General features: G+C 73.2%; 18 protein-coding genes. 7 read left to right on the forward strand and 11 right to left on the reverse strand.

The genetic code is table 11. The features are described from left to right. Positions 1-29: 29 nt before the first annotated feature. The 8 genes from ACWDX6_RS12910 to ACWDX6_RS12945 all read right to left on the reverse strand — a co-directional run bounded on the left by ACWDX6_RS12910 (position 30) and on the right by ACWDX6_RS12945 (position 9,974). On the reverse strand, positions 30-1,115 hold the full coding sequence (locus ACWDX6_RS12910) for a zinc-binding dehydrogenase (protein WP_451484974.1): 1,086 nt from the start codon (positions 1,113-1,115) through the stop codon (positions 30-32). Between the two features lie 20 nt (positions 1,116-1,135). Then, the gene (locus ACWDX6_RS12915; RefSeq protein WP_451484975.1) at positions 1,136-2,527 is read right to left on the reverse strand and encodes an aldehyde dehydrogenase family protein; all 1,392 of its coding nucleotides are present in this window, start codon (positions 2,525-2,527) and stop codon (positions 1,136-1,138) included. A 112-nt stretch (positions 2,528-2,639) separates the two neighbouring features. Beyond that, complete coding sequence (locus tag ACWDX6_RS12920; RefSeq protein ID WP_451484976.1) at positions 2,640-3,116, reverse strand: DUF3574 domain-containing protein; 477 nt, start codon at positions 3,114-3,116, stop codon at positions 2,640-2,642. Positions 3,117-3,731: 615 nt separating this feature from the next. Beyond that, positions 3,732-4,280 (reverse strand): class F sortase, encoded by a 549-nt coding sequence (locus tag ACWDX6_RS12925; protein WP_451485052.1) that lies wholly within the window; start codon positions 4,278-4,280, stop codon positions 3,732-3,734. 313 nt (positions 4,281-4,593) lie between these two features. Continuing rightward, positions 4,594-5,235, reverse strand: a complete 642-nt coding sequence (locus ACWDX6_RS12930) for a hypothetical protein (protein WP_451484977.1) — start codon at positions 5,233-5,235, stop codon at positions 4,594-4,596. A 211-nt stretch (positions 5,236-5,446) separates the two neighbouring features. After that, positions 5,447-6,889 (reverse strand): CitMHS family transporter, encoded by a 1,443-nt coding sequence (locus ACWDX6_RS12935; RefSeq protein WP_451485053.1) that lies wholly within the window; start codon positions 6,887-6,889, stop codon positions 5,447-5,449. Between the two features lie 158 nt (positions 6,890-7,047). Beyond that, a complete protein-coding gene (locus tag ACWDX6_RS12940) occupies positions 7,048-9,243 on the reverse strand; it encodes a molybdopterin oxidoreductase family protein (protein ID WP_451484978.1) in 2,196 nt (731 codons plus the stop codon). 140 nt (positions 9,244-9,383) lie between these two features. Next, positions 9,384-9,974 (reverse strand): TetR family transcriptional regulator, encoded by a 591-nt coding sequence (locus ACWDX6_RS12945; protein ID WP_451485054.1) that lies wholly within the window; start codon positions 9,972-9,974, stop codon positions 9,384-9,386. Positions 9,975-10,269: 295 nt separating this feature from the next. On the opposite strand from ACWDX6_RS12945, the gene hmgA reads away from it, so the two are divergent. The 3 genes from hmgA to ACWDX6_RS12960 all read left to right on the forward strand — a co-directional run bounded on the left by hmgA (position 10,270) and on the right by ACWDX6_RS12960 (position 13,682). Next, the gene (gene hmgA / locus ACWDX6_RS12950) at positions 10,270-11,592 is read left to right on the forward strand and encodes a homogentisate 1,2-dioxygenase (protein WP_451484979.1); all 1,323 of its coding nucleotides are present in this window, start codon (positions 10,270-10,272) and stop codon (positions 11,590-11,592) included. A 12-nt stretch (positions 11,593-11,604) separates the two neighbouring features. Beyond that, positions 11,605-12,354, forward strand: a complete 750-nt coding sequence (locus ACWDX6_RS12955) for a GntR family transcriptional regulator (protein WP_451484980.1) — start codon at positions 11,605-11,607, stop codon at positions 12,352-12,354. A 92-nt stretch (positions 12,355-12,446) separates the two neighbouring features. Continuing rightward, positions 12,447-13,682, forward strand: coding sequence for a type ISP restriction/modification enzyme (locus ACWDX6_RS12960; protein WP_451484981.1), 1,236 nt, complete (start codon positions 12,447-12,449; stop codon positions 13,680-13,682). Positions 13,683-13,697: 15 nt separating this feature from the next. Here ACWDX6_RS12960 and ACWDX6_RS12965 read toward each other — a convergent pair whose 3' ends face one another. Further along, on the reverse strand, positions 13,698-14,414 hold the full coding sequence (locus ACWDX6_RS12965) for a TetR/AcrR family transcriptional regulator (protein ID WP_451484982.1): 717 nt from the start codon (positions 14,412-14,414) through the stop codon (positions 13,698-13,700). Between the two features lie 63 nt (positions 14,415-14,477). Here ACWDX6_RS12965 and ACWDX6_RS12970 point away from each other — a divergent pair, with 63 nt between their 5' ends. From ACWDX6_RS12970 to ACWDX6_RS12980, 3 genes are all read left to right on the forward strand, one after another. After that, the gene (locus ACWDX6_RS12970) at positions 14,478-15,434 is read left to right on the forward strand and encodes an ATP-binding cassette domain-containing protein (protein WP_451484983.1); all 957 of its coding nucleotides are present in this window, start codon (positions 14,478-14,480) and stop codon (positions 15,432-15,434) included. 4 nt (positions 15,435-15,438) lie between these two features. Beyond that, entirely contained in the window at positions 15,439-16,218 is a 780-nt protein-coding gene (locus ACWDX6_RS12975) for an ABC transporter permease (RefSeq protein ID WP_451484984.1), read from the forward strand. Between the two features lie 79 nt (positions 16,219-16,297). Then, a complete protein-coding gene (locus tag ACWDX6_RS12980) occupies positions 16,298-17,494 on the forward strand; it encodes a CaiB/BaiF CoA transferase family protein (protein WP_451484985.1) in 1,197 nt (398 codons plus the stop codon). 182 nt (positions 17,495-17,676) lie between these two features. Here the strand turns inward: ACWDX6_RS12980 and ACWDX6_RS12985 are convergent, their stop codons facing one another. Next, positions 17,677-17,940 (reverse strand): hypothetical protein, encoded by a 264-nt coding sequence (locus tag ACWDX6_RS12985; RefSeq protein ID WP_451484986.1) that lies wholly within the window; start codon positions 17,938-17,940, stop codon positions 17,677-17,679. Between the two features lie 336 nt (positions 17,941-18,276). Between ACWDX6_RS12985 and ACWDX6_RS12990 the strand changes: the two genes are divergently transcribed. Beyond that, complete coding sequence (locus ACWDX6_RS12990; RefSeq protein ID WP_451484987.1) at positions 18,277-19,968, forward strand: serine/threonine-protein kinase; 1,692 nt, start codon at positions 18,277-18,279, stop codon at positions 19,966-19,968. Here the strand turns inward: ACWDX6_RS12990 and ACWDX6_RS12995 are convergent. Further along, the gene (locus ACWDX6_RS12995; protein WP_451484988.1) at positions 19,952-20,758 is read right to left on the reverse strand and encodes an SGNH/GDSL hydrolase family protein; all 807 of its coding nucleotides are present in this window, start codon (positions 20,756-20,758) and stop codon (positions 19,952-19,954) included. The two genes, ACWDX6_RS12990 and ACWDX6_RS12995, sit on opposite strands and share 17 nt — an antisense overlap. Between the last annotated feature and the right edge of the window lie 186 nt (positions 20,759-20,944).

Genomic DNA, 20,944 nt, shown 5'->3' on the forward strand with positions numbered 1-20,944 from the left:
GCGACCGGAACATGGGGCGGGCCCGCCCCCTAGAAGACCACGAGCGCCCGGCCGCCCTTGCCCGACAGCATGTTGGTGAAGGCGGCCGGGATGCCGTCCAGGGTGATGTGGTCGGTGACCAGGGTGCTCAGGTCGAGGCGGCCGGAGCGGATGTGGGCGGCGAGGACCGGGAGGTCCTTCGCCGGGTCGGAGTTGCCGTAGACGCAGCCGGACAGGGTGCGGCCCCAGTGGAAGAGTTCCAGGGCGTGGAAGGAGACCTGCTGGTCCTTGCCTCCGATGCCGACGATCGTCGTGCGGCCGCCGCGTCGGGTGGAGTCCCAGGCGGTACGGATGGTGGTGGCTCGGCCGACGCACTCCACGGCCACGTCGGCGCCGTGGCCGCCCGTCAGCTTCCGGATCTCCTTGGCCGTTGTCGCGGAGGCCACGACGTACGCGGTGGCGCCGGCGGCCCGCGCCAGGGCCTCCTTCTCCGGCGACACGTCGACGGCGATGATCGGCGAGGCGCCCGCGATCCGGGCGGCCTGGAGGGCGGCGAGGCCCACGCCGCCGGCGCCGAAGACGACGACGGACTCCCCCTCCCGTACCCGCGCGGAGTGGTGGACCGCTCCCCAGCCGGTGAGCACGGCGCAGCCCAGCAGGGCGGCGTCGACGAGCGGGACCCCGTCGGGGACGGGCAGCACGCAGTTGGCCGCGACGACGGTCTCCTCCGCGAAGGCGGCCACATTGAGACCGGGGTGCAGCTCCGTGCCGTCCTCGGAGACGGCGTACACGTTCCCCGCCCCCGTCAGGGCGTCGGCGCAGAGCCAGACCTCGCCGATCGAGCAGTGGTGGCAGGAGCCGCAGGACGGCGCCCAGTTGAGGACGACCCCGTCGCCGGGGGCGACATCAGTGACCCCCTCGCCGACGGAGACGACCGTTCCGGCGCCCTCGTGGCCGAGGACCGCCGGGACGGGCACCCTCATGGTGCCGTTGCTCAGGGAGAGGTCGGAGTGGCACACCCCGGCGGCGGCCAGGCGGACCCTGACCTGACCCGGGCCGGGCTCGGGGAGTTCGATGCCGGTGATCTCCAGAGGAGCGCCGACGGCGGGCAGGACGGCGGCACGGATGACGCTCACGCTCGTGACTCCTCGGACGCTCAGAACTGGAGGGACTTGGTCTGGAGGTACTCGGCGAGACCATGGGCGCCGAGTTCGCGCCCCACGCCCGACTGCTTGTAACCGCCGAAGGGAGCCAGCGGGTTGAAGCGGCCGCCGTTGATGTCGACCTGACCGGTGTCCATCCGGCGCGCGAAGGCGACGGCCGCCTCCTGTTCACCCCAGACCGCGCCGGCCAGGCCGTAGACGGTCCCGTTGGCGATGGCGAGGGCCTCCTCCTCGTCCTCGTACCGGAGGATCGAGACGACCGGGCCGAAGATCTCCTCCTGCGCGATGGTCATGTCGGGGGTGACGTCGGCGAAGACGGTCGGGGAGACGTAGTAGCCGGTCTCGCGCGGTGCCTCGGGGCCGCCGGCGACGATCCGGGCGCCTTCCTCGACGCCCTTCCGGATGTATCCGAGGACGCGCTGCTGCTGCTTGGCGTTGACGAGCGGGCCGACGCGCTCGCCGGGGACGTACGTGGCGACGGCCTCGGCCGCGAGCGCCACCGCCTCGTCGTACCGGTCGGTGTGGACCAGCATCCGGGTCCAGGCGCTGCACGTCTGACCGGAGTTGGACATGACGTTGGCGATGCCGACGGCGACGGCCTTGCCGAGGTCGGCGCCGGGCAGGATGACGTTGGCGGACTTGCCGCCGAGCTCCAGGGCGACGCGCTTGACGGCGCCGCCGGCGAGAGCGCCGATCTTCCTGCCCACGGCGGTCGAGCCGGTGAAGGAGACCAGGTCGACGCCCTCGTGCTCGGCGAGCGCCTGTCCGGCGACCGGGCCGAGCCCGGTGACGAGGTTGAACACCCCGGCCGGGACACCGGCCTCGTGGACGGCCTCGGCGAAGAGCTGGGCGGTCAGCGGCGTGTCCTCGGCGGGCTTGAGGACGACGGTGCAGCCTGCGGCGAGGGCAGGGGCGACCTTGGCGACGATCTGATGGAGCGGGTAGTTCCACGGAGTGATCGCGCCGACGACGCCGACGGGCTCGGAGTAGACGGTGGAGTTGCCGACCTTCTCCTCGAAGGGGTGGGTGGCCGCGAGTTCGGCGTAGGAGCCGGCGACGGCGATCGGCAGTCCGGTGTGGACGGCGGCGGCGAGCTTGGGCGGGGCCCCCAGCTCGGCGGTGACCGTCGCGGCGATGTCCTCGGCTCGGGCCGCGAGCGCGTCCCGGAGGGCGCCGATGCGGGCGGCGCGCTCGGCGGGCGGGGTGGCGGCCCAGCCGGGGAAGGCGGCGCGGGCGGCGCGTACGGCGGCGTCCACGTCTTCGGCGGTGCCGGCGGGGACATGGGCGATGACCCGCTCGTCCGCCGGATCGATCACCGGGATGGTGTCCGTGGAGGAGGCGGGGCGCCACTCCCCGCCGATGTACATCGCGTCGTGGGCCTTCATCCGCTGTCTCCTCACGTCACCGACCGGTTCGCACGTCGGACCCAAACTAGCGCTGTTAGTTTTCTGGCGCCAGGGCCGCCGGTCGTGGCCCTCGTCTCAGGGCGGGCGACCTTTAGAAGTCGGCGCGGGTCGGCTCGTCGAGCCGCGCCACCGACTCCTGCGCGAAGGCGGTCCGGTACGCCCGCCTGATCCGCTCGATCCGCGGATCATGGACCTTCGCCTCGGTCGCCGGGTACAGCAGGATCAGCTCGTACGAACGCTCCCGCTCGATGGTGCCGTTCCTGTCCCTCCACTGTCCACGGCCGTCCTGCACGGTGAGCCCGCCGGGAAAGCGGGGCGTCACCTCCTTGTCGACGAAGGCCATGAACTGCCGGTCGGTGACGTCGGGCCCGCCGTCGGGCCGCTCGGTCCCGAAGAACAGCCGGGTCTCCACGTACGCCGCTCCGCGGCCCCGAGCGTCCGGGACGACGGACTCCGGAGCCGTCTCGCCCCCGAGGGTGGCGTACGCGGCGGGCGCGCCGATGACGATGACCAGCCCGGCGGCGAAGGCGGCCAGGTGGCGACGGGGGGTGGGGAGCGGGTGGGGCATGGGGGCATCCCTGTTTGGGGGTGGTTCGAGCTGGGCGATTGCGCGCCGAAACGGCTCGGTTCTCCGGGGACGGGGGAGGCCCGGCTGGCGGCTCGGTCGCGGAGCCCCGGGCACGCCAGAGGGCGCGGCGGGGTGGCGGCCGCCGAGGTGTCGGGGCAGGGCGAGCCGGCGAGGGGCACGCGGAGACGGGGGGGCGGTACGGCGGCACACGGCGGCATGGCACGGCGCGCTGATGGCGCGCCAAGCCGGACCCACCGCGCCGGACAGGCGACCCCGGACCAGGCCGTCGCCGCACGCCGACCGACCGGCCGGGACCGCACCTCGTTGCACGCTGACGGCGCGGCCAGGCCCGAGGCAGGCCTCACCAGGCCCCGCCGGACGGACCCGGCCGGGCCGTCGCCGCCCGCGACGGCCCGACCAAGCCGGGCCAGGTCGGACCATGCCGCACCGGACGGGCACCGCCCAACCGGGCGGGGCCCCGGACGCCGACGGACCCACCAGGGCCACGCCAGGCCGTCGACGTACCGCGCCGGACCGGTCCGACCGGGCGCCGCCGCATTCGCGCCGCAGCAGCGGGCCCTGTCGGCGTGAGGCGCGGTCGGGTCGCGGGCGCGGTCAGATCTCCCGGTCGAGACCCGTGAGGTGGGCGTAGACGACGACGTTCGCCTCGTAGCCCTTCTTCGGGTGGAACGCTCCGCCGCAGGTGAGCAGCCTCAGCTCCGGCCGGCCCGTGGAGCCGTACACCTCATGGTCGGGGAAATCGTCCTTGGTGTACGTGCGGACCTTGTCGACCGTGAAGACGGCGACCCGGCCGTCCGCGCGGGCGACCCGGACGGTGTTGCCGGGGCTGAGCGCGTTGAGGTTGAGGAAGATGGCGGGCCCCGTGCGGGTGTCGCGGTGGCCGACGACGATGGCCGTACCGCGTTCGCCCGGCGTGGGGCCCTGCCGGTACCAGCCGACGACGCGCGGGTTGTCGACCGGTGGGGTGGCGAGCCGACCGGACGAGTCCAACCCCAGGCCGATGACCGGCGCCTCGATGGTGATCGCCGGGACGGCGAGCCCGGTGGGGCGCGAACGCCCCAGAGGGGAGGACGGCCCGTTGGGCACCGGTTTCGCCTTGGCCCCCGGATTCGCCTTGGGCTTCGCCTCCGCCTTGGGCTTCAGCGTCGGCGTGGGCTTCGCCGTGGGCGTCGGCTTCACCGGGGGCGGGGGCGTGGGCGTCGGCTTCGCCGGGGGCGTGGGCGTCGGCTTCGGCGTGGGCTGAGCCCGGGGCTTCTGGTCGGGCTGGGGCGCGGGTACGGCCGGGGCCGCGGCGGGCACCTCGGCCGCCCCGTGCGCGGCCGGGGCGGCCGCGATCGGTGGGCCCGACGGTTCCTCGTCCCGGGCCCACCAGATGCCGCCGACGACCAGTGACAGGGCCACCACCACCGTCCGGGCGAGCCGGAAGAGGCGCCGCTGCCTGCGCGTGTAGCGGGACCTACGCGGCGCCATCGGTGCGGCGGCGCGACCGACGGAGACGGAGCAGGATCAGCCCGGCCGTACCGGCGAGGCCGGCGGTGAGTGCCGTCCCGACGCCGAGGGCGGAGTTGTCGGCGGCGAGTTCGGCGCTGCCGCCACCGCCCGCGCCGACGGGGCCGTGCGGCGGCTTGTGGTGGCCCTGCCCCTCGTTCTTCGGCGGGTGGGTGTAGTTGCCGCAGTCGACCTTGAAGACCTTGCTCTTCTTGGCGCCCATCTGGCCCGGCCAGGTCCATTCGACCTTGTACAGGCCGTCGGCGAGTTCCAGGTCCGGAGTGAACCCGTTGCCCTGCGGGTCGACGGTGATCGTGCCGCTCTTCACGACGCCGCCCTTCAGCGGCTGGGGCACGATCGTCCAGGTGAGCGCAGGGAGCCCGTCGAAGCTGAGCGCGGAGAAGTAGAACGTGCAGACCTTGGGCTCGCTGCGCTGGTCGGACTCGAGCGTACGGGGCGGCTCGTCGGGACGCCCGGCGTGGTGGACCTTGACGTCGCCGTTGTCGCCGGGGGCGGCGAGGGCCGCGGGCGCACCGGCCAGGGCCACCGCGCCGAGGGCGCAGGTGGCCACGGCGGTGGACAGCAGGGAGCGGACAGGCAGAGCGGACATGCGGGGGTTCCTCCAGTCATGAAGACGTCGGTGATCAACCGATAATCTGACTATCTGTCATGACATGAACGCAGAGGGTGTCGACCCGGCCGCGACACTCGCGACATTCACCCCTCCGGCGGAGCCTCGGACCTCCGACGGAGCCTCAGGGCCTCCCGCGGAGCCTCGGCCATCCCCCGCGGCCCGCGGTCACTCCGGCGTGACCTCGCGCCTAGATGATCCCGAAGAGTATCCCCGCGGCCAGCACGACCAGCGATGTCAGCGCCGCCCACTTCACCGTGAACTTGGTGTGATCGCCGAACTCGACCTTCGCCATGCCGACGAGGACGTACACGGCCGGCACCAGCGGGCTCGACATGTGGAGCGCCTGGCCGACGAGGGAGGCGCGGGCGATCTCCAGCGGCGAGACTCCGTGGGCGGCGCCCGCCTCGGCGAGCACCGGGAGCACGCCGAAGTAGAAGCCGTCGTTCGACATGAAGTACGTGAGCGGGAGGCTCAGCACGCCGGTCAACAGGGCCATGTGCGGGCCCATGCCCTCGGGGATCGCGCCGACGAGCCAGTCGGCCATGTGCTTGACCATGCCGGTGCCGGTGAGGACGCCGGTGAAGACGGCGGCGGCGAAGACCATGCCGGCGACGTTGAGGACGTTGTCCGCGTGGGCGGCGATCCGGGCCTTCTGGTCCGCCATCCGCGGGTAGTTCACGGTGAGCGCGAGGGCGGCGCCGATCAGGAAGAGGACCGGGATCGGCAGCAGTTCCAGGATCATCGCGCTGAGCAGCGCGACGGTGAGACCCGCGTTGAACCAGTACAGCCGGGGCCGCAGCGTCGGGCGGTCCGGGTCGAGGCCCTGGAAACCCTCCCCGGGGACGGTGTCCGGGCCCCCGGGCAGGCCGGGCGCGCCGCCGGTCCCGCCGACGGCCCCGCCTGCGTCCGCACCGCCGCCCCGGCCCCCGCTCGCGTCGGCGTCCCCGCCCGCCCCGGCCTTCACCAGGACCGTCTCGGCCTCGGGCTCCGTCACCAGCACCTCGTCGAGGGTGAGGTAGCCGATCCGCCTGCGCTCGCGGCGGCCGAGGACGTACGCGAGGACGAAGACGAACAGCAGGCCCGCGCCGAGCGCCGGGATCATCGGCACGAAGACGTCGGCCGCGTCGAGCTTGAGCGCGGTGGCGGCGCGGGCGGTGGGGCCGCCCCAGGGCAGCGTGTTCATGACGCCGTTGGCGGTGGCGGCGACTCCGGTCATGACGACCAGGCTCATCCCGAGCCGCTTGTACAGCGGATACATGGCGGAGACGGTGATCATGAAGGTGGTGGAGCCGTCGCCGTCCAGCGAGACGATCGCGGCCAGCAGCGCCGTACCGACCACCACGCGCACCGGGTCGGCCTTGCAGAAGCGCAGGATGCCCCGGACGATCGGGTCGAAGAGGCCGACGTCGATCATCACGCCGAAGTAGACGATGGCGAACATCAGCATCGCCGCGGTGGGCGCGAGCTTGCCGACGCCCTCCAGGACGTAGTCGCCGAGCTGGGCACCTTGCCCGACGAGGACACAGAACAGCGCGGGGATCAGGACGAGCGCCGCGATCGGCGACATCTTCTTCATCATGATCAGGACCAGGAAGGTCGCGATCATGGCGAAGCCGAGGACGGTCAGCATGGAGGACACCTCACGTTCACCTTTGAACTCCCACCGGGAGGACTCCACCGGTGCGGCGGTTCGGATGACGTTAGGTGCCCTCTTCAGCCGTTAACAAGATGTTGACGTGTGAGCAATACGAGCAAAACCCCAGGTCAGGAAAGGGGTCGCAACAGGGGTCACGGCAGGGGTGTTATCTCGACGGGGAATCCGTTGAGGACGGCGGTGCCGGAGAGCGGGTCGAGCCGGGAGCCGTCGAGGAGCTGGTTGACGTTGACGCCCGGCCGGGCGGCGGCGACCGTGAGCCGGGTGCCGGGGCGGTCGTGGCCCCAGCCGTGCGGCAGGCTCACCACCCCGGTCCGTACGGTGTCGCTGATCTCCACCTCGACGTCGAGCGCACCGCCCTCCGCCGTGATCCGGGCGGGCTTGCCGTCGGCGAGCCCGAGCCGGTCGGCGTCGGCCGGGTGGACCTGGAGGGTGCACCGGTTGGAGCCGCCGCTGAGGGAGGGGACGTTGTGGAGCCAGCTGTTGTTGGAGCGCAGATGACGGCGGCCCACGAGCACGAGTCCGTCGGGCTCCGCGTCGAGGGCGGCGCGCAGCCGGGGCAGGTCGGCGGCGATGGGCGACGGCAGCAGCTCGATCCGCCCGCTGCGGGTCTTGAGGAGCTGAGGGACGCGGGGCTTCAGCGGGCCGAGGTCGATGCCGTGCGGCGCCTGCCGGACGTCATCGAGGCGGAGGCCGTACGGGCCCAGGCGCAGCATCATGTCGAGGCGCCGCTCGGGTCCGGTGCGGCCGGAGAGGAGCCCGGCCCGTTCCCGCGGGTCGCACCCGAAGAAGGGTGAGTGCTCCTGGGTGACGGCCTTGGCGAGGGCGGTGTCGATGGCGAGGTCGTCGACGGCCGAGGGCGGGGCGCCGTGCATGCCGGAGACGGCGAGGATCAGCCGGGCGTGGATCTCGCACTCGTCCATGCGCCCCTCTTCCAGAGGGACGGCGGCCGGGGTGTAGCGGACCTGGTCGCGGACGGCGAAGCCGTTGAAGGCGAAGTCGAAGTGGGCGCTCTGGGACGGCGGCGGCGGGGGCAGGACGACATCGGCGTGGCGGCTGGTCTCGTTGAGGTACGGGTCGACGGCGACCATGAGGTCGAGGGCGCCGAGGGCCTGGTCGAGGCGTCGGCCGTCGGGCGCGGACAGCACGGGGTTGGCGGCGATGGTGATCACCGCGCGGATCCGGCCCTCGCCCCCGGTCTCGATCTCCTCGGCGAGGGCGGCCATCGGGAACTCGCCCTTGACCTCGGGATGGCCGGAGACCCGGCTGCGCCAGCGGCCGAGCGTGAAGCCCTTGCCGGGGCCTGCGGGGCGGGACGCGGGGGCGGTGGCGGAGAGCGGGAAGAGGGCGCCGCCGGGGCGGTCGAGGTTGCCGGTGAGGATGTTGAGGACGTCGACGAGCCAGCTGGCGAGCGTGCCGTAGGCGACGGTGGAGCTGCCGATGCGTCCGTAGACGGCCGCCGAGGGGGCCGCGGCGAGTTCACGGGCGACGGTACGGATGGTGGTGGCGTCCAGGTCGCAGGCGGCGGCGACCGCTTCGGGGGTGAACTCCCGTACCGCCGCACGGACGTCGTCGACGCCCTCGACATGGCCGTCGAGTGCGCCCAGGTCGGTGAGCCCCTCCTCGAAGAGGGTGTGGGTGAGCGCGGCGAGGAAGAGGGCGTCGGAGCCGGGGCGGATGGCGAGGTGCCGGTCGGCGAGCGCGGCCGTGCGGGTGCGGCGCGGGTCGACGACGGTCAGGGTGCCGCCGCGCTTGCGCAGAGCCTTCAGCTTGCCGGGGAAGTCGGGGGCGGTGCACAGACTGCCGTTGGACTCCAGCGGGTTGGCGCCCAGCATCAGCAGATGCGCGGTGCGGTCCAGATCCGGAACCGGCACGGCGAACGGGTCGCCGAAGAGCAGCCCGCTGGAGACGTGCTTGGGCATCTGGTCGAGCGTGGACGCGGTGAAGAGGTTCCGCGTCCGCAACGCCCCGAGGAGCAGGGGTGGATAGAGGGCTCCGGCCATGGTGTGGACGTTGGGGTTGCCGAGGACGATACCCACGGCGTTCGGCCCGTGCTCCTCCACGAGCGGCCGGATCCGGGCGGCGACGGTGTCGAAGGCCTCGTCCCAGGTCGCTTCCCGGAGGGCGCCGTTCTCGCGGACGAGGGGCCCCTTGAGCCGGTCGGGGTCCGCGTCGACCTCGCCGAAGGAGGCGCCCTTGGGGCAGATGAAGCCCTGGCTGAAGACGTCGTCACGATCGCCCCGGGCCCCGGTGACCCGGGTTCCTTCGAGGGTCAGGGTCAGCCCGCAGGTGGCTTCGCAGAGGGGGCAGATGCGCAGTGCGGTGGACATGACGGGCTCCCTGGAGCGCTGGGGCGGGCCGCGGGTGGCGGGTGGCGGGTGGCGGGTGGCGGGTGGCGGGTGGCGCCGAGCATACCGACCGGTAGGGATGAGCGGGAGGGTGGCGACGGGCGGGGTTCGACCGGCCGCGGTCAGGACAGGGAGGGCGCGAGGTACGCGTACAGCAGCTCGCGCGTCTCGGCGATGAGGGCCGGATCGCCCGAGGCCGCCGTACGGAAGGCGAGTTGGAGCAGGGCGTCGGTGGCCTCGACGCCGACGAGGACCTTGCGGCGCAGGGTCTCGTCGGCGGGACGCCCCAGGGGCGCGGCGAGCAGCTCGCAGAGGCGGTCGGCGACCAGGTGGTTGGGGTCGTCGTCGCCGGACTCGCCGGGAGCCGGGACGCCGAAGTCGACCAGCGCGAAGCCCGGCACGGTGCGCTTCATCGCGAGGTACTCGTCGAGGACGGTGTCGATGGCCGCGTGGGCGTCGACCGCGGGGAGCACGGCGAGGCGGGCGGTGACGCGCGCGGCGTAGCGGTCGAGGTTGCGATGGGCGAGGGCGGCGGCCATGGCGCGCTTGTTGCCGAAGAAGCGGTAGACGGAGCCGATGGGGACCCCGGCGCGGACGGCGACGGCCCGGGTGCTCAGCTGCTCGTAACCGGTCTCGTCGAGGAGTTCGGCACAGGCGTCGAGGATCCGGGCGAGACGGTCGGCACTGCGCTGCTGGACAGGGATACGACGCAGGGCGGGCGGCGTGGACGGGGCGACCGGGCCGGCGTGGGGGCGCGGGCCGGGCCTGTCGGACGGGCTGGGCCATTCGGGCGGGCTGGGCCTGTCGGGCGGGCTCGGGTGGGGCACGGGACCATGATGCCGCTCCCGCCCGGGTCAGGCGATGAGCGGGCCGATGCCACCGAGGCTGGAACCCCTTGTGCGCGCCCTTCGTCCCACCCCCGCCGCGAGTGCCCCGTTGACGCGGGCGGGCGCGGAATCCTACGGTCATGCATAGGATTGTTCAGGGGCATGAGGACAGGAGCGCGCGATGACCACGGAGAGCACCGAACAGGTCGCGAAGACGGCCGAAGGACTCCGGTACTCCACCGGTTTCGGCAACGAGCACAGCTCGGAGGCGGTCCCGGGCGCACTGCCGCACGGCCGCAACTCCCCGCAGCGCGCACCGCTGGGCCTGTACGCGGAGCAGCTGAGCGGGAGCGCGTTCACCGAGCCGCGCGCCCACAACCGCCGGTCGTGGCTGTACCGGATCCGCCCCTCGGCCGCGCATCCGGCGTTCACCCGGATCGACAACGGCGCCGTCCGTTCCGCGCCCTTCACCGAGACGGTCCCGGACCCCAACCGGCTGCGCTGGAACCCGCTGCCCGACCCGGCGCCGGGAACGGACTGGCTCGCCGGCCTCTGGACGCTCGGGGGCAACGGCGATGTGACCCAGCGCGCCGGCATGGCCGTGCACCTCTACCACGCCAACACCTCCATGGACCGGGTCTTCAGCGACGCCGACGGCGAGTTGCTGATCGTCCCCGAGCGCGGCGGGCTCCTCCTCCGCACGGAGATGGGCCTGCTCGCCGCCCGCCCCGGCGACATCGCGCTGATCCCCCGCGGGGTCCGCTTCCGGGTCGAGCTCCTCGACGAGACCGCCCGCGGATACGTGTGCGAGAACTACGGGGCGCCCTTCCAGCTCCCCGACCTCGGCCCGATCGGCGCCAACGGTCTCGCCCATCCCCGCGACTTCCGGGCGCCCGTCGCCGCCTACGAGGACGTGGAGGGGCCGGTCGAGGTCGTCAACAAGTTCTGCGGCAACCTCTGGTCGGCGACCTACGGCCACTCCCCGCTCGATGTGGTCGCCTGGCACGGCAACCACACCCCGTACGTCTACGACCTGCGGCGCTTCAACGTGATGGGGACGATCTCGTACGACCACCCGGACCCGTCGATCTTCACGGTGCTGACCTCACCGACGGACACCCCCGGCCTGGCGGGCGTCGACTTCGTGGTGTTCGCCCCGCGCTGGCTGGTCGGCGAGGACACCTTCCGGCCGCCGTACTTCCACCGCAACGTGATGAGCGAGTACATGGGCCTGATCGAAGGCGCCTACGACGCGAAGGCCGAGGGCTTCGTGCCGGGCGGCGGCTCGCTGCACAACATGATGTCCGCCCACGGGCCCGACCGGGAGACGTTCGACCGGGCGAGCGCGGCGGAGCTGAAGCCGCAGAAGATCGACGACGGTCTTGCCTTCATGTTCGAGACCCGCTGGCCCGTCACCGCCACCGGCCAGGCGGCGGACGCCGACCATCTGCAGAGGGGCTACGACGACGTGTGGCAGGGTCTTGAGCGCCACTTCCGGTCGTAGTACGGAGAAACCGTGACCGCCTTCGCTCCCGACTCGCTGATCCTGAACCGCAAGCTGCCGCTCTGGTACCAGGTCTCGCAGTCCCTGCGCGCCTCGATACTGGGCCGCACGCCCGACGCCTCGCTGCGGCTGCCCACCGAGGAGCAGCTCGCCGCCCATTACGGCGTGAGCGTGCTGACCATGCGACAGGCCCTCAAGGAGCTGGAGCAGGAGGGGTTGATCAGCAGGCACCGGCGGCGCGGCACGTTCATCGAGCCGGGGGCCCGGCGCTCCACTCCGCGCCGGCTGCTCGGCTCGATCGACGCGATCGTGGCCCAGCAGTCGGGCGAGCGGACGACGGTCCTGGGCCACGGCCCGGAGCCGGTGCCCGGTGAGGTCGCCGAGTACTTCCCCGACGAGTCGGAGGTGGTCGCCTACCGCCGGCTGCGCTGCGACGGGGAGACCGGCGAGCCCACCAACTGGGCCCGGAACTGCGTACGTCCGGACGTGGCGGCCGGCCTCGACCCGGCCGATCTGGAGCGCTGGCCGATGACGAAGGTCCTGCGGGACGTGGTCGGCGTCCGGATCAGCCGGATCACGGACACGGTCGAGGCCCGGCTCGCCGACCCGGAGACGGCCGCCCTGCTCCAGGTCCCGCTGCTCTCACCGATCCTGCACTACACGGGCGTGACCTACGGCGAGGACGGCCGGGTGGTGGACGTGGCCCGCATCCAGTACCGGGGCGACCGGTTCTCCTTCACGGTGACGGTCGAGTCCCACTGAGCCCACGCCCCCGGCGCGCGGCCGGGCGGGCCGGGCAGGCCCCGTCGGGCGGGCGGATGCCCTGATGCGTCGGTGGTGGGCCGCTCACTAGCATGCGGCAGGTGACCGAAGATCCGCTGCCGGACGAGGTGCCGCTGCTCGACGAGCTCATGCCGTGGTCCGTCGCGCCGCTGCGGCTCGGCCGGTCATGGGTCGTGGCCCCGGACGTCCGCACGCTGCGCGCTCGTTGGGACCGCCTGGTCGGGGCCGAGGGAGAGGAACGGGAGCGGCTGTTCCGGCCCAGCCGGGCGCGTACGCCGTCGAGTTCGGTGGCCGCGCTCCCGGGGCAGCCGACCGGCACCGGCCGGTTCGCGCGCGAGTCCGGGCCCTGTCCGGCGCCCGTGCGGCTCGCACATGGGCCGTTCGACGAGCAGTGGCTGATCCCCGACCACCGGCTGATCGACACCGCCCGGCCCGAGCTGTGGCGGGTCGCCGACGGGCGGCAGCTGTTCGCCGTCGAGCAGGGGTACGTGCCGGGGACCGGTTCCACGTCCGGGTCTGGCGTGGCCGGTCCCGCCCTGCTGGTGACCGCGGCTCTGCCCGACGGCCGCTCCCCGGCCGGTCGGCCCGGCCGGATCCGTCCGCTGTTCCGGCGCCCCGGTGGCGTGGAGCCGAACGTCGCACCCGGTCTCCTGCCCCTGCTGAGCGAGCGGTACGGGCACGAGGTCACCGCCCACGACCTGCTGGCCTGGGCCGTGGCAGCCGCCCGCCCCTCCCCCACCGGCTGCCGTGTCCCGCTCCCCCAGGACCCGGCCGTCTGGCTCTCGGGCGTGGAACTGGGCCGGCGGCTGACCAACATCCAGCTGCGCGGCGCCCGCGGCGGCGACAGGCCCCGGCTGCCCGGCGGTCGGCGGCCCTATGTGCGGGCGGCGATCCCCGCCCGGCCGACAACGCCGGCGTACGACCCAGGGGAGGAGGCCCTGGATCTCGACGGGGGCCGGATTTCGCCGGTGCCCGCCGAGGCGTGGGAGTTCCATGCCGGGGGCGTACGCGTACTTGAGCAGTGGTTCGCGCGCCGGACGGCGCCCGTCGAGCCGGGGAGCCTGGAGGCGATCGGGCCCGCGGCCTGGCCGCAGGAGTGGACCTCGGAACTCCTGGAGCTGATCACCGTCCTCGCCCTGCTGGCCCAGCGGGAGCCGGAGCGCGCCGCCCTCGACGCGGGGCCGCGCCTGACGCGCGGCGCCCTGCGGGAGGCCGGTGTGCTGCCCGTACCGGACCGGGCACGGCGCCCGGCGTCCGTCCTGGACCATCAGGAGGAGGGCCCGGAGGGCCAGTTCGTCCTGCTGTAGGGCGCCCCGGCGCCCCTATCCTCGTACGAACGAGTCCAGCGCCCGTCCCAGCGTCCGTTCGAAGACCTCGTCCGGATCGAGGGGTGCGACCCCTTCCTCGCCCAGGACGGCGGCCAGCCGCGGGTACGCGCCGCCCGCGAGCCGGCGGGTGAGGTAGGCGGTGCGTACGGCCTGTTCCTGCTCCTGCGACCAGGGCAGTCCACGGGCGCGCTCGGCGAGGGCGAGTTCGTTGGCGACGACGGTCATCACGGTGCCGTTGACGGTCGCGACCAGCTCCAGCTTGGTGCCGCCGGGCAGGTCGAGCCCGTCGAGGCAGGCCAGGCAGGACTCCAGGAACCGCAGGGCGTTGGGCCCGTAGGCGTACCCCGTCGTCATCAGGCGGATCACCCAGGGGTGGCGGCGCAGGATCGCCCGGGCCTGGCGGCCCATCTCGAACATGTCCGCGCGCCAGTCGCCGCTGGGGGGATCGGGAAGGACGTACTCGCCGCTGACGGCGTCGACCATCAGCTCATACAGGTCCTCCTTGCGCGGCACGTAGTTGTAGAGCGACATCGTGCCGCAGCCGACATCGGCCGCGAGCCGGCGCATCGAGAGCGCGTCGATGCCGTCCTCGTCGGCGATGCGCACCGCGGCGGCGACGATGTCGTCCCTGCTGTACGCCGGCTTGGGACCTCGGCCGGTGCGCTCGGGGCGCGCCCAGATCACTTCGGGTTCGGCCGCTCGGCCCGCCATGGATCATCACCTCGCCCCCCATCCTAGTTACGTACACCGTACGTAGTGCGCTATGGTCGCACCATGACTACTACGTACGCTGTACTTAGTGAGGGTCTGTCGAAGCGGTTCGGCGAGGTCCCTGCCCTGCGCGGTCTCGATCTGGCCGTGCCCGAGGGCACGGTCTGCGGTGTCCTCGGCCCCAACGGAGCGGGCAAGACCACGGCCGTTCGGGTGCTGACCACGCTGCTCAGGCCCGATGCGGGCAGCGCTCGCGTCGCGGGGAGGGACGTGGTGCGCGACCCGGCGGGCGTGCGGGAGCGGATCGCCGTCACCGGGCAGTACGCGTCGGTCGACGGCGACCTCACCGGCGCGGAGAACCTGCGGCTCTTCGCCGGTCTGCTGCGCGCCCCGCGCGGCCGCGCCGACGAACTCCTGGAACGCTTCGGGCTCACGGAGGCCGCGGGGCGGCCGGCCCGGACCTACTCGGGCGGCATGCGCCGCCGCCTCGATCTGGCCGCGAGTCTGCTCGTACGGCCGCGGGTGCTCTTCCTCGACGAGCCGACGACCGGGCTCGACCCGCACAGCCGGGGAGAGATCTGGGACGCCGTACGGGAGTCGGCCTCCCAGGGCACGACCGTGCTGCTGACCACGCAGTATCTGGAGGAGGCCGACCAGCTCTCCGACGACATCGTGCTCATCGACGGCGGACGGGCCGCCCACCGGGGCACCCCGTCCGAGCTCAAGGCGATGCTCGGCAGCCGGGCGGAGGTGGTCGTCGCCGATCCCTCCCTGCTCCACGCCGCCGCGGCCGTCCTTGACCAGCTCACCGGCTCCGCCCCGACGCTGGACGCCGAGCGCCGCACGGTCGGTGCGGTGACCACCGACGGCACGCTCACCCTCCCCCGGATCGTCCGCGAGATCGACGCGGCGGGCGTCCACATCATCGACGCCACCCTGCGCCCGCCCACGCTCGACGAGGTGTTCCTGCGCCTCACGGAACGGCCCGACGCCCCCGCTCCCTCCCCCTTGAGGAGCTGATCGCATGAGCGCCCTCGTCCACGACGGCACCTACGTCCTCGGCCGCCATCTCCGGCGGGTCCGGCACGCCCCGGCCGTCCTCGTGATGACGCAGACGATGCCGATCGTCTTCCTCCTCTTCTTCGGTTACGTCTTCGGCGGCGCGCTCGCCATGCCCGGCACCGAGTACCGGGCGTATCTGGTGCCCGGTCTGCTCGTGGCGACGGCGGCGGGCGGGCTGATGACGGGGATGTTCCAGGCCGCCCAGGACGCGCACCGAGGAGTGACGGACCGGTTCAGGACCCTGCCGATCAGCCGGGCCGCCGTGCCGCTGGGCCAGGCGCTCGCCGACCTGGCGACCAGCGCGGTCGGCATGGTCCCGATGATCCTGGTGGGCCTCGCGATGGGCTGGCGGATCGAGGGCACGGTCCTGGAGGCCCTCGGCGCCTTCGGCCTGCTGCTGCTCTTCCGGTTCGCGACGACCTGGGTGGGCATCCTGCTGGGCCTGGCCTCCCGGAGCGAGGAGGCGGCCGGCCAGCTGGGCAGCGCCACCTTCATACTGCCGCTGCTCTCCAACGCGTACGTCCCGACCGAGAACATGGCGGGCTGGCTGCGGACGGTCGCCGAGTGGAACCCGATCTCCGCGGTGACGACGGCGGTACGGGAGCTCTCCGGCAGCGCGGCGCACGTGCCGCCGGACGCCGCCTGGCCGGTGGCGCATCCGGTGGCGGGCGCCCTGCTCTGGTCGCTGGCGCTGATCGCGCTCTGCGCTCCGGCGGCGGTACGGCGGTACGGGCGCGGCTGACCCGGCCGCCGACCGACCCGGCCTCCGTGACGAGGGCCGCAGTGACAAGCGCGGCTCCGGCAGGGTAGGCAGGGCTTCCATGAGCACTCAGCCACTCCCCCTGGAGGGGATCACGGTCGTCGCCGTCGAGCAGGCGGTCGCCGCTCCCTTCGCCACCCGCCAGCTCGCCGATCTCGGCGCCCGGGTCGTCAAGATCGAGCGCCCCGACGGCGGGGACTTCGCTCGGGGGTACGACACGGCGGCCCGGGGGCTCGCGTCGCACTTCGTGTGGTGCAACCGGGGCAAGGAGTCGGTGGCCGTCGACCTCAAGGACGCCCGGGGGCTCGCGCTCGTCCGCCGGCTGGTCGCCGGCGCCGACGTCTTCGTACAGAACCTGGCGCAGGGGGCGGCGGCCCGGCTGGGTCTGGACGCGGCCACGCTGTGCGCCGCCCATCCGCGGCTGATCGCGGTGGACGTCTCGGGGTACGGGCCGGGCGGGCCCTACGCGCACCGGCGGGCGTACGACATGCTGGTGCAGTGCGAGGCCGGTCTGGTGTCGGTGACCGGGACCGAGGAGCGGCCGGTCAAGTCGGGGATTCCGGCGGCCGACATCGCCGCGGGGATGTACGCGTACGCGGGTGTCCTCGCCGCCTTGGTGCGGCGCGGCACGACGGGGCGCGGCGGGCCGGTGGAGGTGTCCCTGCTGGACGCGCTGGCCGAGTGGATGGGCCATCCACTGCATCACGGCATGCACGGAGGGACGCCTCCGGCGCGCACGGGCCTGGCACACGCGGTCATCGCGCCGTACGACGCCTATCCGACGGTCGACGGGAGCCTGGTGCTGCTGTCCGTGCAGAACGACCGGGAGTGGCGGCGGCTCGCCGAACAGGTCCTGGGCCGGGCGGAGCTGGCGGACGATCCGGCGTTCGCGACCAACGCGGCCCGGGTGGCCGGGCGGGAGAGGACGGACGCGGCGGTCGCCGCCGCGCTGGCGCCGCTGACGGCGGCCGAGGCGCTGGCCCGACTGGACGCGGCGGGGATCGCCTGCGCCCGGCTGAACACGGTGGCGGACCTGGCGGAGCATCCGCAGCTCGCCGCGCGCGACCGCTGGCGGTCCGTGGACTCGCCGGTGGGGCCGCTGCGTTCACTGCTGCCGCCGGTCGTCTTTCCCGACGGTCCGGAGCCCGGGATGGGCCGGATTCCCGCGCTGGGCGAGGACACCGAGCGGGTTCTCGGGGAGTTGGGGGTCGCTTCGGCCGAGCTGCGGGTGCTGCGAGCGGAGGGTGTGGTGGCCTGAAAGGGACCCGGCGGGAACGGGGGTGCCTGAGCGCGGAGGTGGGGGTTGTGCGCACCCTCCCCCGGGCTTTCGTCCGGGAGGAAGCCCCCGGCCCGGCGGAACGTGTGCCCACAACCCTTCCGGTGGGCCTGCTGCCCAGGGTCTCTTGTGTGGATCAGCCCGGCATGATCCGAACGAGAGCCCTAGCCTCGGCTGCCGAACAACGAGCGGCGCAGTCGGCGCAGGGGCGCGAAGAGCGAGACGCGCGCGCTCCTGCTGCGACGGCTGTGCGTGACGTCACGCGTCGTGAGTTCGCGCATCAGCAGCGTCGCCTCGGCCGCCTCCCGCTGCGGCACGGCGGGACCGCCGAGTACCGCGAGATGGCGGTCGAGCCGCGAACTGGTCGCGCTGCTCCCGCATGTGATGGCAGGCACTCGCGGCCTGCTGCGCATTGCTATCTGTTCCATGTCACTCCCCACCCAAACGAGGGCACCCGGCCCGGGCAGGTTAACCCTATCGCCCCGTCTCGACACCCGTGTATCCCGGCGGCGGGATTCACCGCACTCGTACGAGGGTTGACGGTTACTGTCCGAATCCAGCTGATTCCAGGGCGAGTTGGACAGCGCTCGAACACCTGCCGAACTGTCAGGAACCATCCTGCACGCAAGGGCGTCACCCACGGTCATCTGACGGAGTGTGATCTCCGCCACCAAGATCACCCGGCCTCCTTCCGCCGGAGTTCGAAGTACCCGGCCCGGGGGCAGAAATGCTCCACCGGGCCAACGTCGGACAGGAGACGCGCCATGACCGTGATCGCGGGCCGGTACCGGCTCCTGGACATCCTGGGCGAGGGCGGAATGGGCACCGTCTGGCGCGCCAGGGACGAGGCCCTCGGCCGCGAGGTCGCCGTCAAGGAGGTCCGCGCGCCGGTCGGGATATCCCCGGGCGAGGAGGGCCGGCTGTACGCGCGGCTGGAGCGGGAGGCGTGGGCGGCGGCCCGGATCTCCCACCGGAACGTGGTGACGGTGTACGACGTGGCCAACGACGACGGCCGCCCCTGGATCGTCATGGAGCTGATCCGCGGGCTCACCCTGTCCGAAGTCCTGGACGCGGAGGGCCCCATGCCCCCGCGGCGCGCCGCGAGCATCGGCGCGGAGGTGCTGGCCGCGCTGCGCGCCGCGCACCGGGCGGGGGTGCTGCACCGGGACGTGAAACCCGTCAACGTCCTGCTGGGGAACGACGGCCGGGTCGTACTGACCGACTTCGGCATCGCGGCGGTGGAGGGCGTCTCGACGCTCACGGTGCCCGGCGAACTGGTCGGGTCGCCCGAGTTCCTCGCTCCGGAGCGCGCGTTGGGCCACACGCCCGGTCCGGCGTCCGACCTGTGGTCGCTCGGGGTGCTGCTCTACGCGTCGGTGGAGGGCAACTCGCCCTTCCGCCAGGACACTCCGCTGAGCACTCTGCGGGCCGTGGTGGACGAGGAGCTTCCGCCGCCGCGCAGAGCCGGCCCGCTGGCACCGGTGATCGAGGGGTTGCTGCGCAAGGAGCCCGTTGAGCGCCTCACCCCCGAGGAGGCGGAACGGCAGCTGCGTCTGGTGGGCGCGGGCGGAGCTCCGGAGCCGGGGACGCTGCGGGCGGAGCCGTACGGTCCGGTCGTTCGCGCCGACGCCTCCGACACGCCCCCGCCCCGGCCCTTTCCCCTGTCCACCACGCCGCTCTCCCGGAGCCCCGCGACGGGAGCGGGGGCATCCGCCGGCCGGGGGCGGCGGTCGGGGCACGGCGGGCCGCTGCTCGCCGTGGGGATCGCGCTGCTGCTCGCTGCGATGGCGCTGGCGTACTGGCTGCTGCGGAACGGGGATCCGGTCGGAGCTACGGGCAAGGGCGGCCGTCCTGCGAGCAGCGCGCCGGGAGCGAGCTCTCTACCGGCGAGCGCCACGAGCGCCCCGTCGAGCGGCTCGCCCTCCGCCACGCCGACGACCCCCACGACCCCGACCCCCACGACCGCGACCGCGACGGCTACGACGACAGCCACAGCGACAGCGACCAGGACCGTGACCGCCACGATGACGAGCACCGCCACCGGGAGCACCGCGCCGCCGTCCCCGTCGGTGCTGGTGTACGTGACGGCCGTGCGCGGCGGTTACAGCGGGCCGTGCCCGCCACCGGCCGCCAGGGCCCCGGCCTTCTCCGCCACGCTGATGGTGGGGCGGACCCCGGCGTCGGTGGAGTACCGCTGGGTCACGGAGAGCGGGGAGACCTCCGCGGGCGGCTGGCGGACGCTGGAGTTCGCGGCGGGCGGTCCGGAGCGGCGGAGGGTCGACCACACGGAGCTGACGTACCGGGCGGGCGACACGCGGCGCGACCGGGTCCGGGTGGAGGTCCGGGAGCCGGTGGAGACCCGGTCGTCCTGGGTGCGGTTCTCGGTGACCTGTGAGCAGGCGACCCCGACGGGCGGGGCCGCCTCCCCGGGTGGGGCGCTTACACCACGGTCCTGAAGCTGGGCAGGTAGCCGCCGGACTGCCCGGCGGCGGTGGGGTGGTACGACTCGCCGATGTCGCCCCAGTTGACGCTGTGCAGCCAGGACGAGCCGGAGCAGATCTCGTGTCCGGTGAAGGCGGGGACGACGCTCGCGAAGGTGTAGCCGTGGTCGGCCGCGCGCTTGGCGGTGGCCGCGTTGAGGTGGTCGGCACCGCCGTTGATGGCGCGGCGCTCGTTCTCGGTCAGTCCGGCGATGCAGCTGCCCCCGATCTTGTAGAAGCGGGGATAGCCGAGGACGACGACCCGGGCGTTCGGGGCCTTGGTTCTGATCGCGGAGTACACCGCGTCGAGCTTTCCGGGCAGCGTGGTGTCGACGTAGCTCTTGGCTTGATTCACGCGGTTGATGCAGCTGGCCTCCGACTGGAGGACGCAGGTGGTCATGACGTCGGCGAAGCCGGCGTCATTGCCTCCGACGGTGATCGAGACCAGGTCGGTGGCGGCGGAGAGGGGTCCGAGCTGCCCGCTCGTCACATCTCCCGTCCGGGCGCCGGAGCAAGCGGTGAAGGAGAACGAGGAGGGCGAGTTGGCGTTCGCCCACAGGACGGGGAAGGCGCGGGTGGAGCGCTTGCAGTTGCCGCTTGCGCTGTCGTAGCTCCCGGCTCCGACGCCGGAGGAGTAGGAGTCGCCCAGCGCCACGTAGTCGTGGGCGGCGGTTTCGGTGGCCTGCGCGGCCCCCGCGCCGGTGAGGGCGAGGACGGCGCCGAGCAGGAGCGAGGACGAGACGGCCGCGAGTCGGGACAGTTTCATGGAACCTCCCTGGAAGCAGGACCTCTGCTGTTACTAGGTAGTAGCAGCGCGAACGATCCGCTGGAAGCGTCCATGCCAAGAACATTTGGCGAGAACTTGCCGACCACCCGTCAGGGGCCGCTCAGATCAGGCCATCTGGCGGGCCGACAGATCGGGTGGGTCCCGGGCCGGCCGCGGCGTCTCCAA

This window comes from Streptomyces sp. NPDC003027 (assembly GCF_053591435.1).

Coding starts and splice junctions, on each gene's coding strand:
- ACWDX6_RS12995 (WP_451484988.1), bottom strand. CDS start 20,758: ATGAAACTGTCCCGACTCGCGGCCGTCTCGTCCTCGCTCCTGCTCGGC.
- hmgA (WP_451484979.1), top strand. CDS start 10,270: ATGACCACGGAGAGCACCGAACAGGTCGCGAAGACGGCCGAAGGACTC.
- ACWDX6_RS12985 (WP_451484986.1), bottom strand. CDS start 17,940: ATGGAACAGATAGCAATGCGCAGCAGGCCGCGAGTGCCTGCCATCACA.
- ACWDX6_RS12980 (WP_451484985.1), top strand. CDS start 16,298: ATGAGCACTCAGCCACTCCCCCTGGAGGGGATCACGGTCGTCGCCGTC.
- ACWDX6_RS12975 (WP_451484984.1), top strand. CDS start 15,439: ATGAGCGCCCTCGTCCACGACGGCACCTACGTCCTCGGCCGCCATCTC.
- ACWDX6_RS12970 (WP_451484983.1), top strand. CDS start 14,478: ATGACTACTACGTACGCTGTACTTAGTGAGGGTCTGTCGAAGCGGTTC.
- ACWDX6_RS12960 (WP_451484981.1), top strand. CDS start 12,447: ATGCGGCAGGTGACCGAAGATCCGCTGCCGGACGAGGTGCCGCTGCTC.
- ACWDX6_RS12930 (WP_451484977.1), bottom strand. CDS start 5,235: ATGTCCGCTCTGCCTGTCCGCTCCCTGCTGTCCACCGCCGTGGCCACC.
- ACWDX6_RS12935 (WP_451485053.1), bottom strand. CDS start 6,889: ATGCTGACCGTCCTCGGCTTCGCCATGATCGCGACCTTCCTGGTCCTG.
- ACWDX6_RS12920 (WP_451484976.1), bottom strand. CDS start 3,116: ATGCCCCACCCGCTCCCCACCCCCCGTCGCCACCTGGCCGCCTTCGCC.
- ACWDX6_RS12990 (WP_451484987.1), top strand. CDS start 18,277: ATGACCGTGATCGCGGGCCGGTACCGGCTCCTGGACATCCTGGGCGAG.
- ACWDX6_RS12940 (WP_451484978.1), bottom strand. CDS start 9,243: ATGTCCACCGCACTGCGCATCTGCCCCCTCTGCGAAGCCACCTGCGGG.
- ACWDX6_RS12915 (WP_451484975.1), bottom strand. CDS start 2,527: ATGAAGGCCCACGACGCGATGTACATCGGCGGGGAGTGGCGCCCCGCC.
- ACWDX6_RS12965 (WP_451484982.1), bottom strand. CDS start 14,414: ATGGCGGGCCGAGCGGCCGAACCCGAAGTGATCTGGGCGCGCCCCGAG.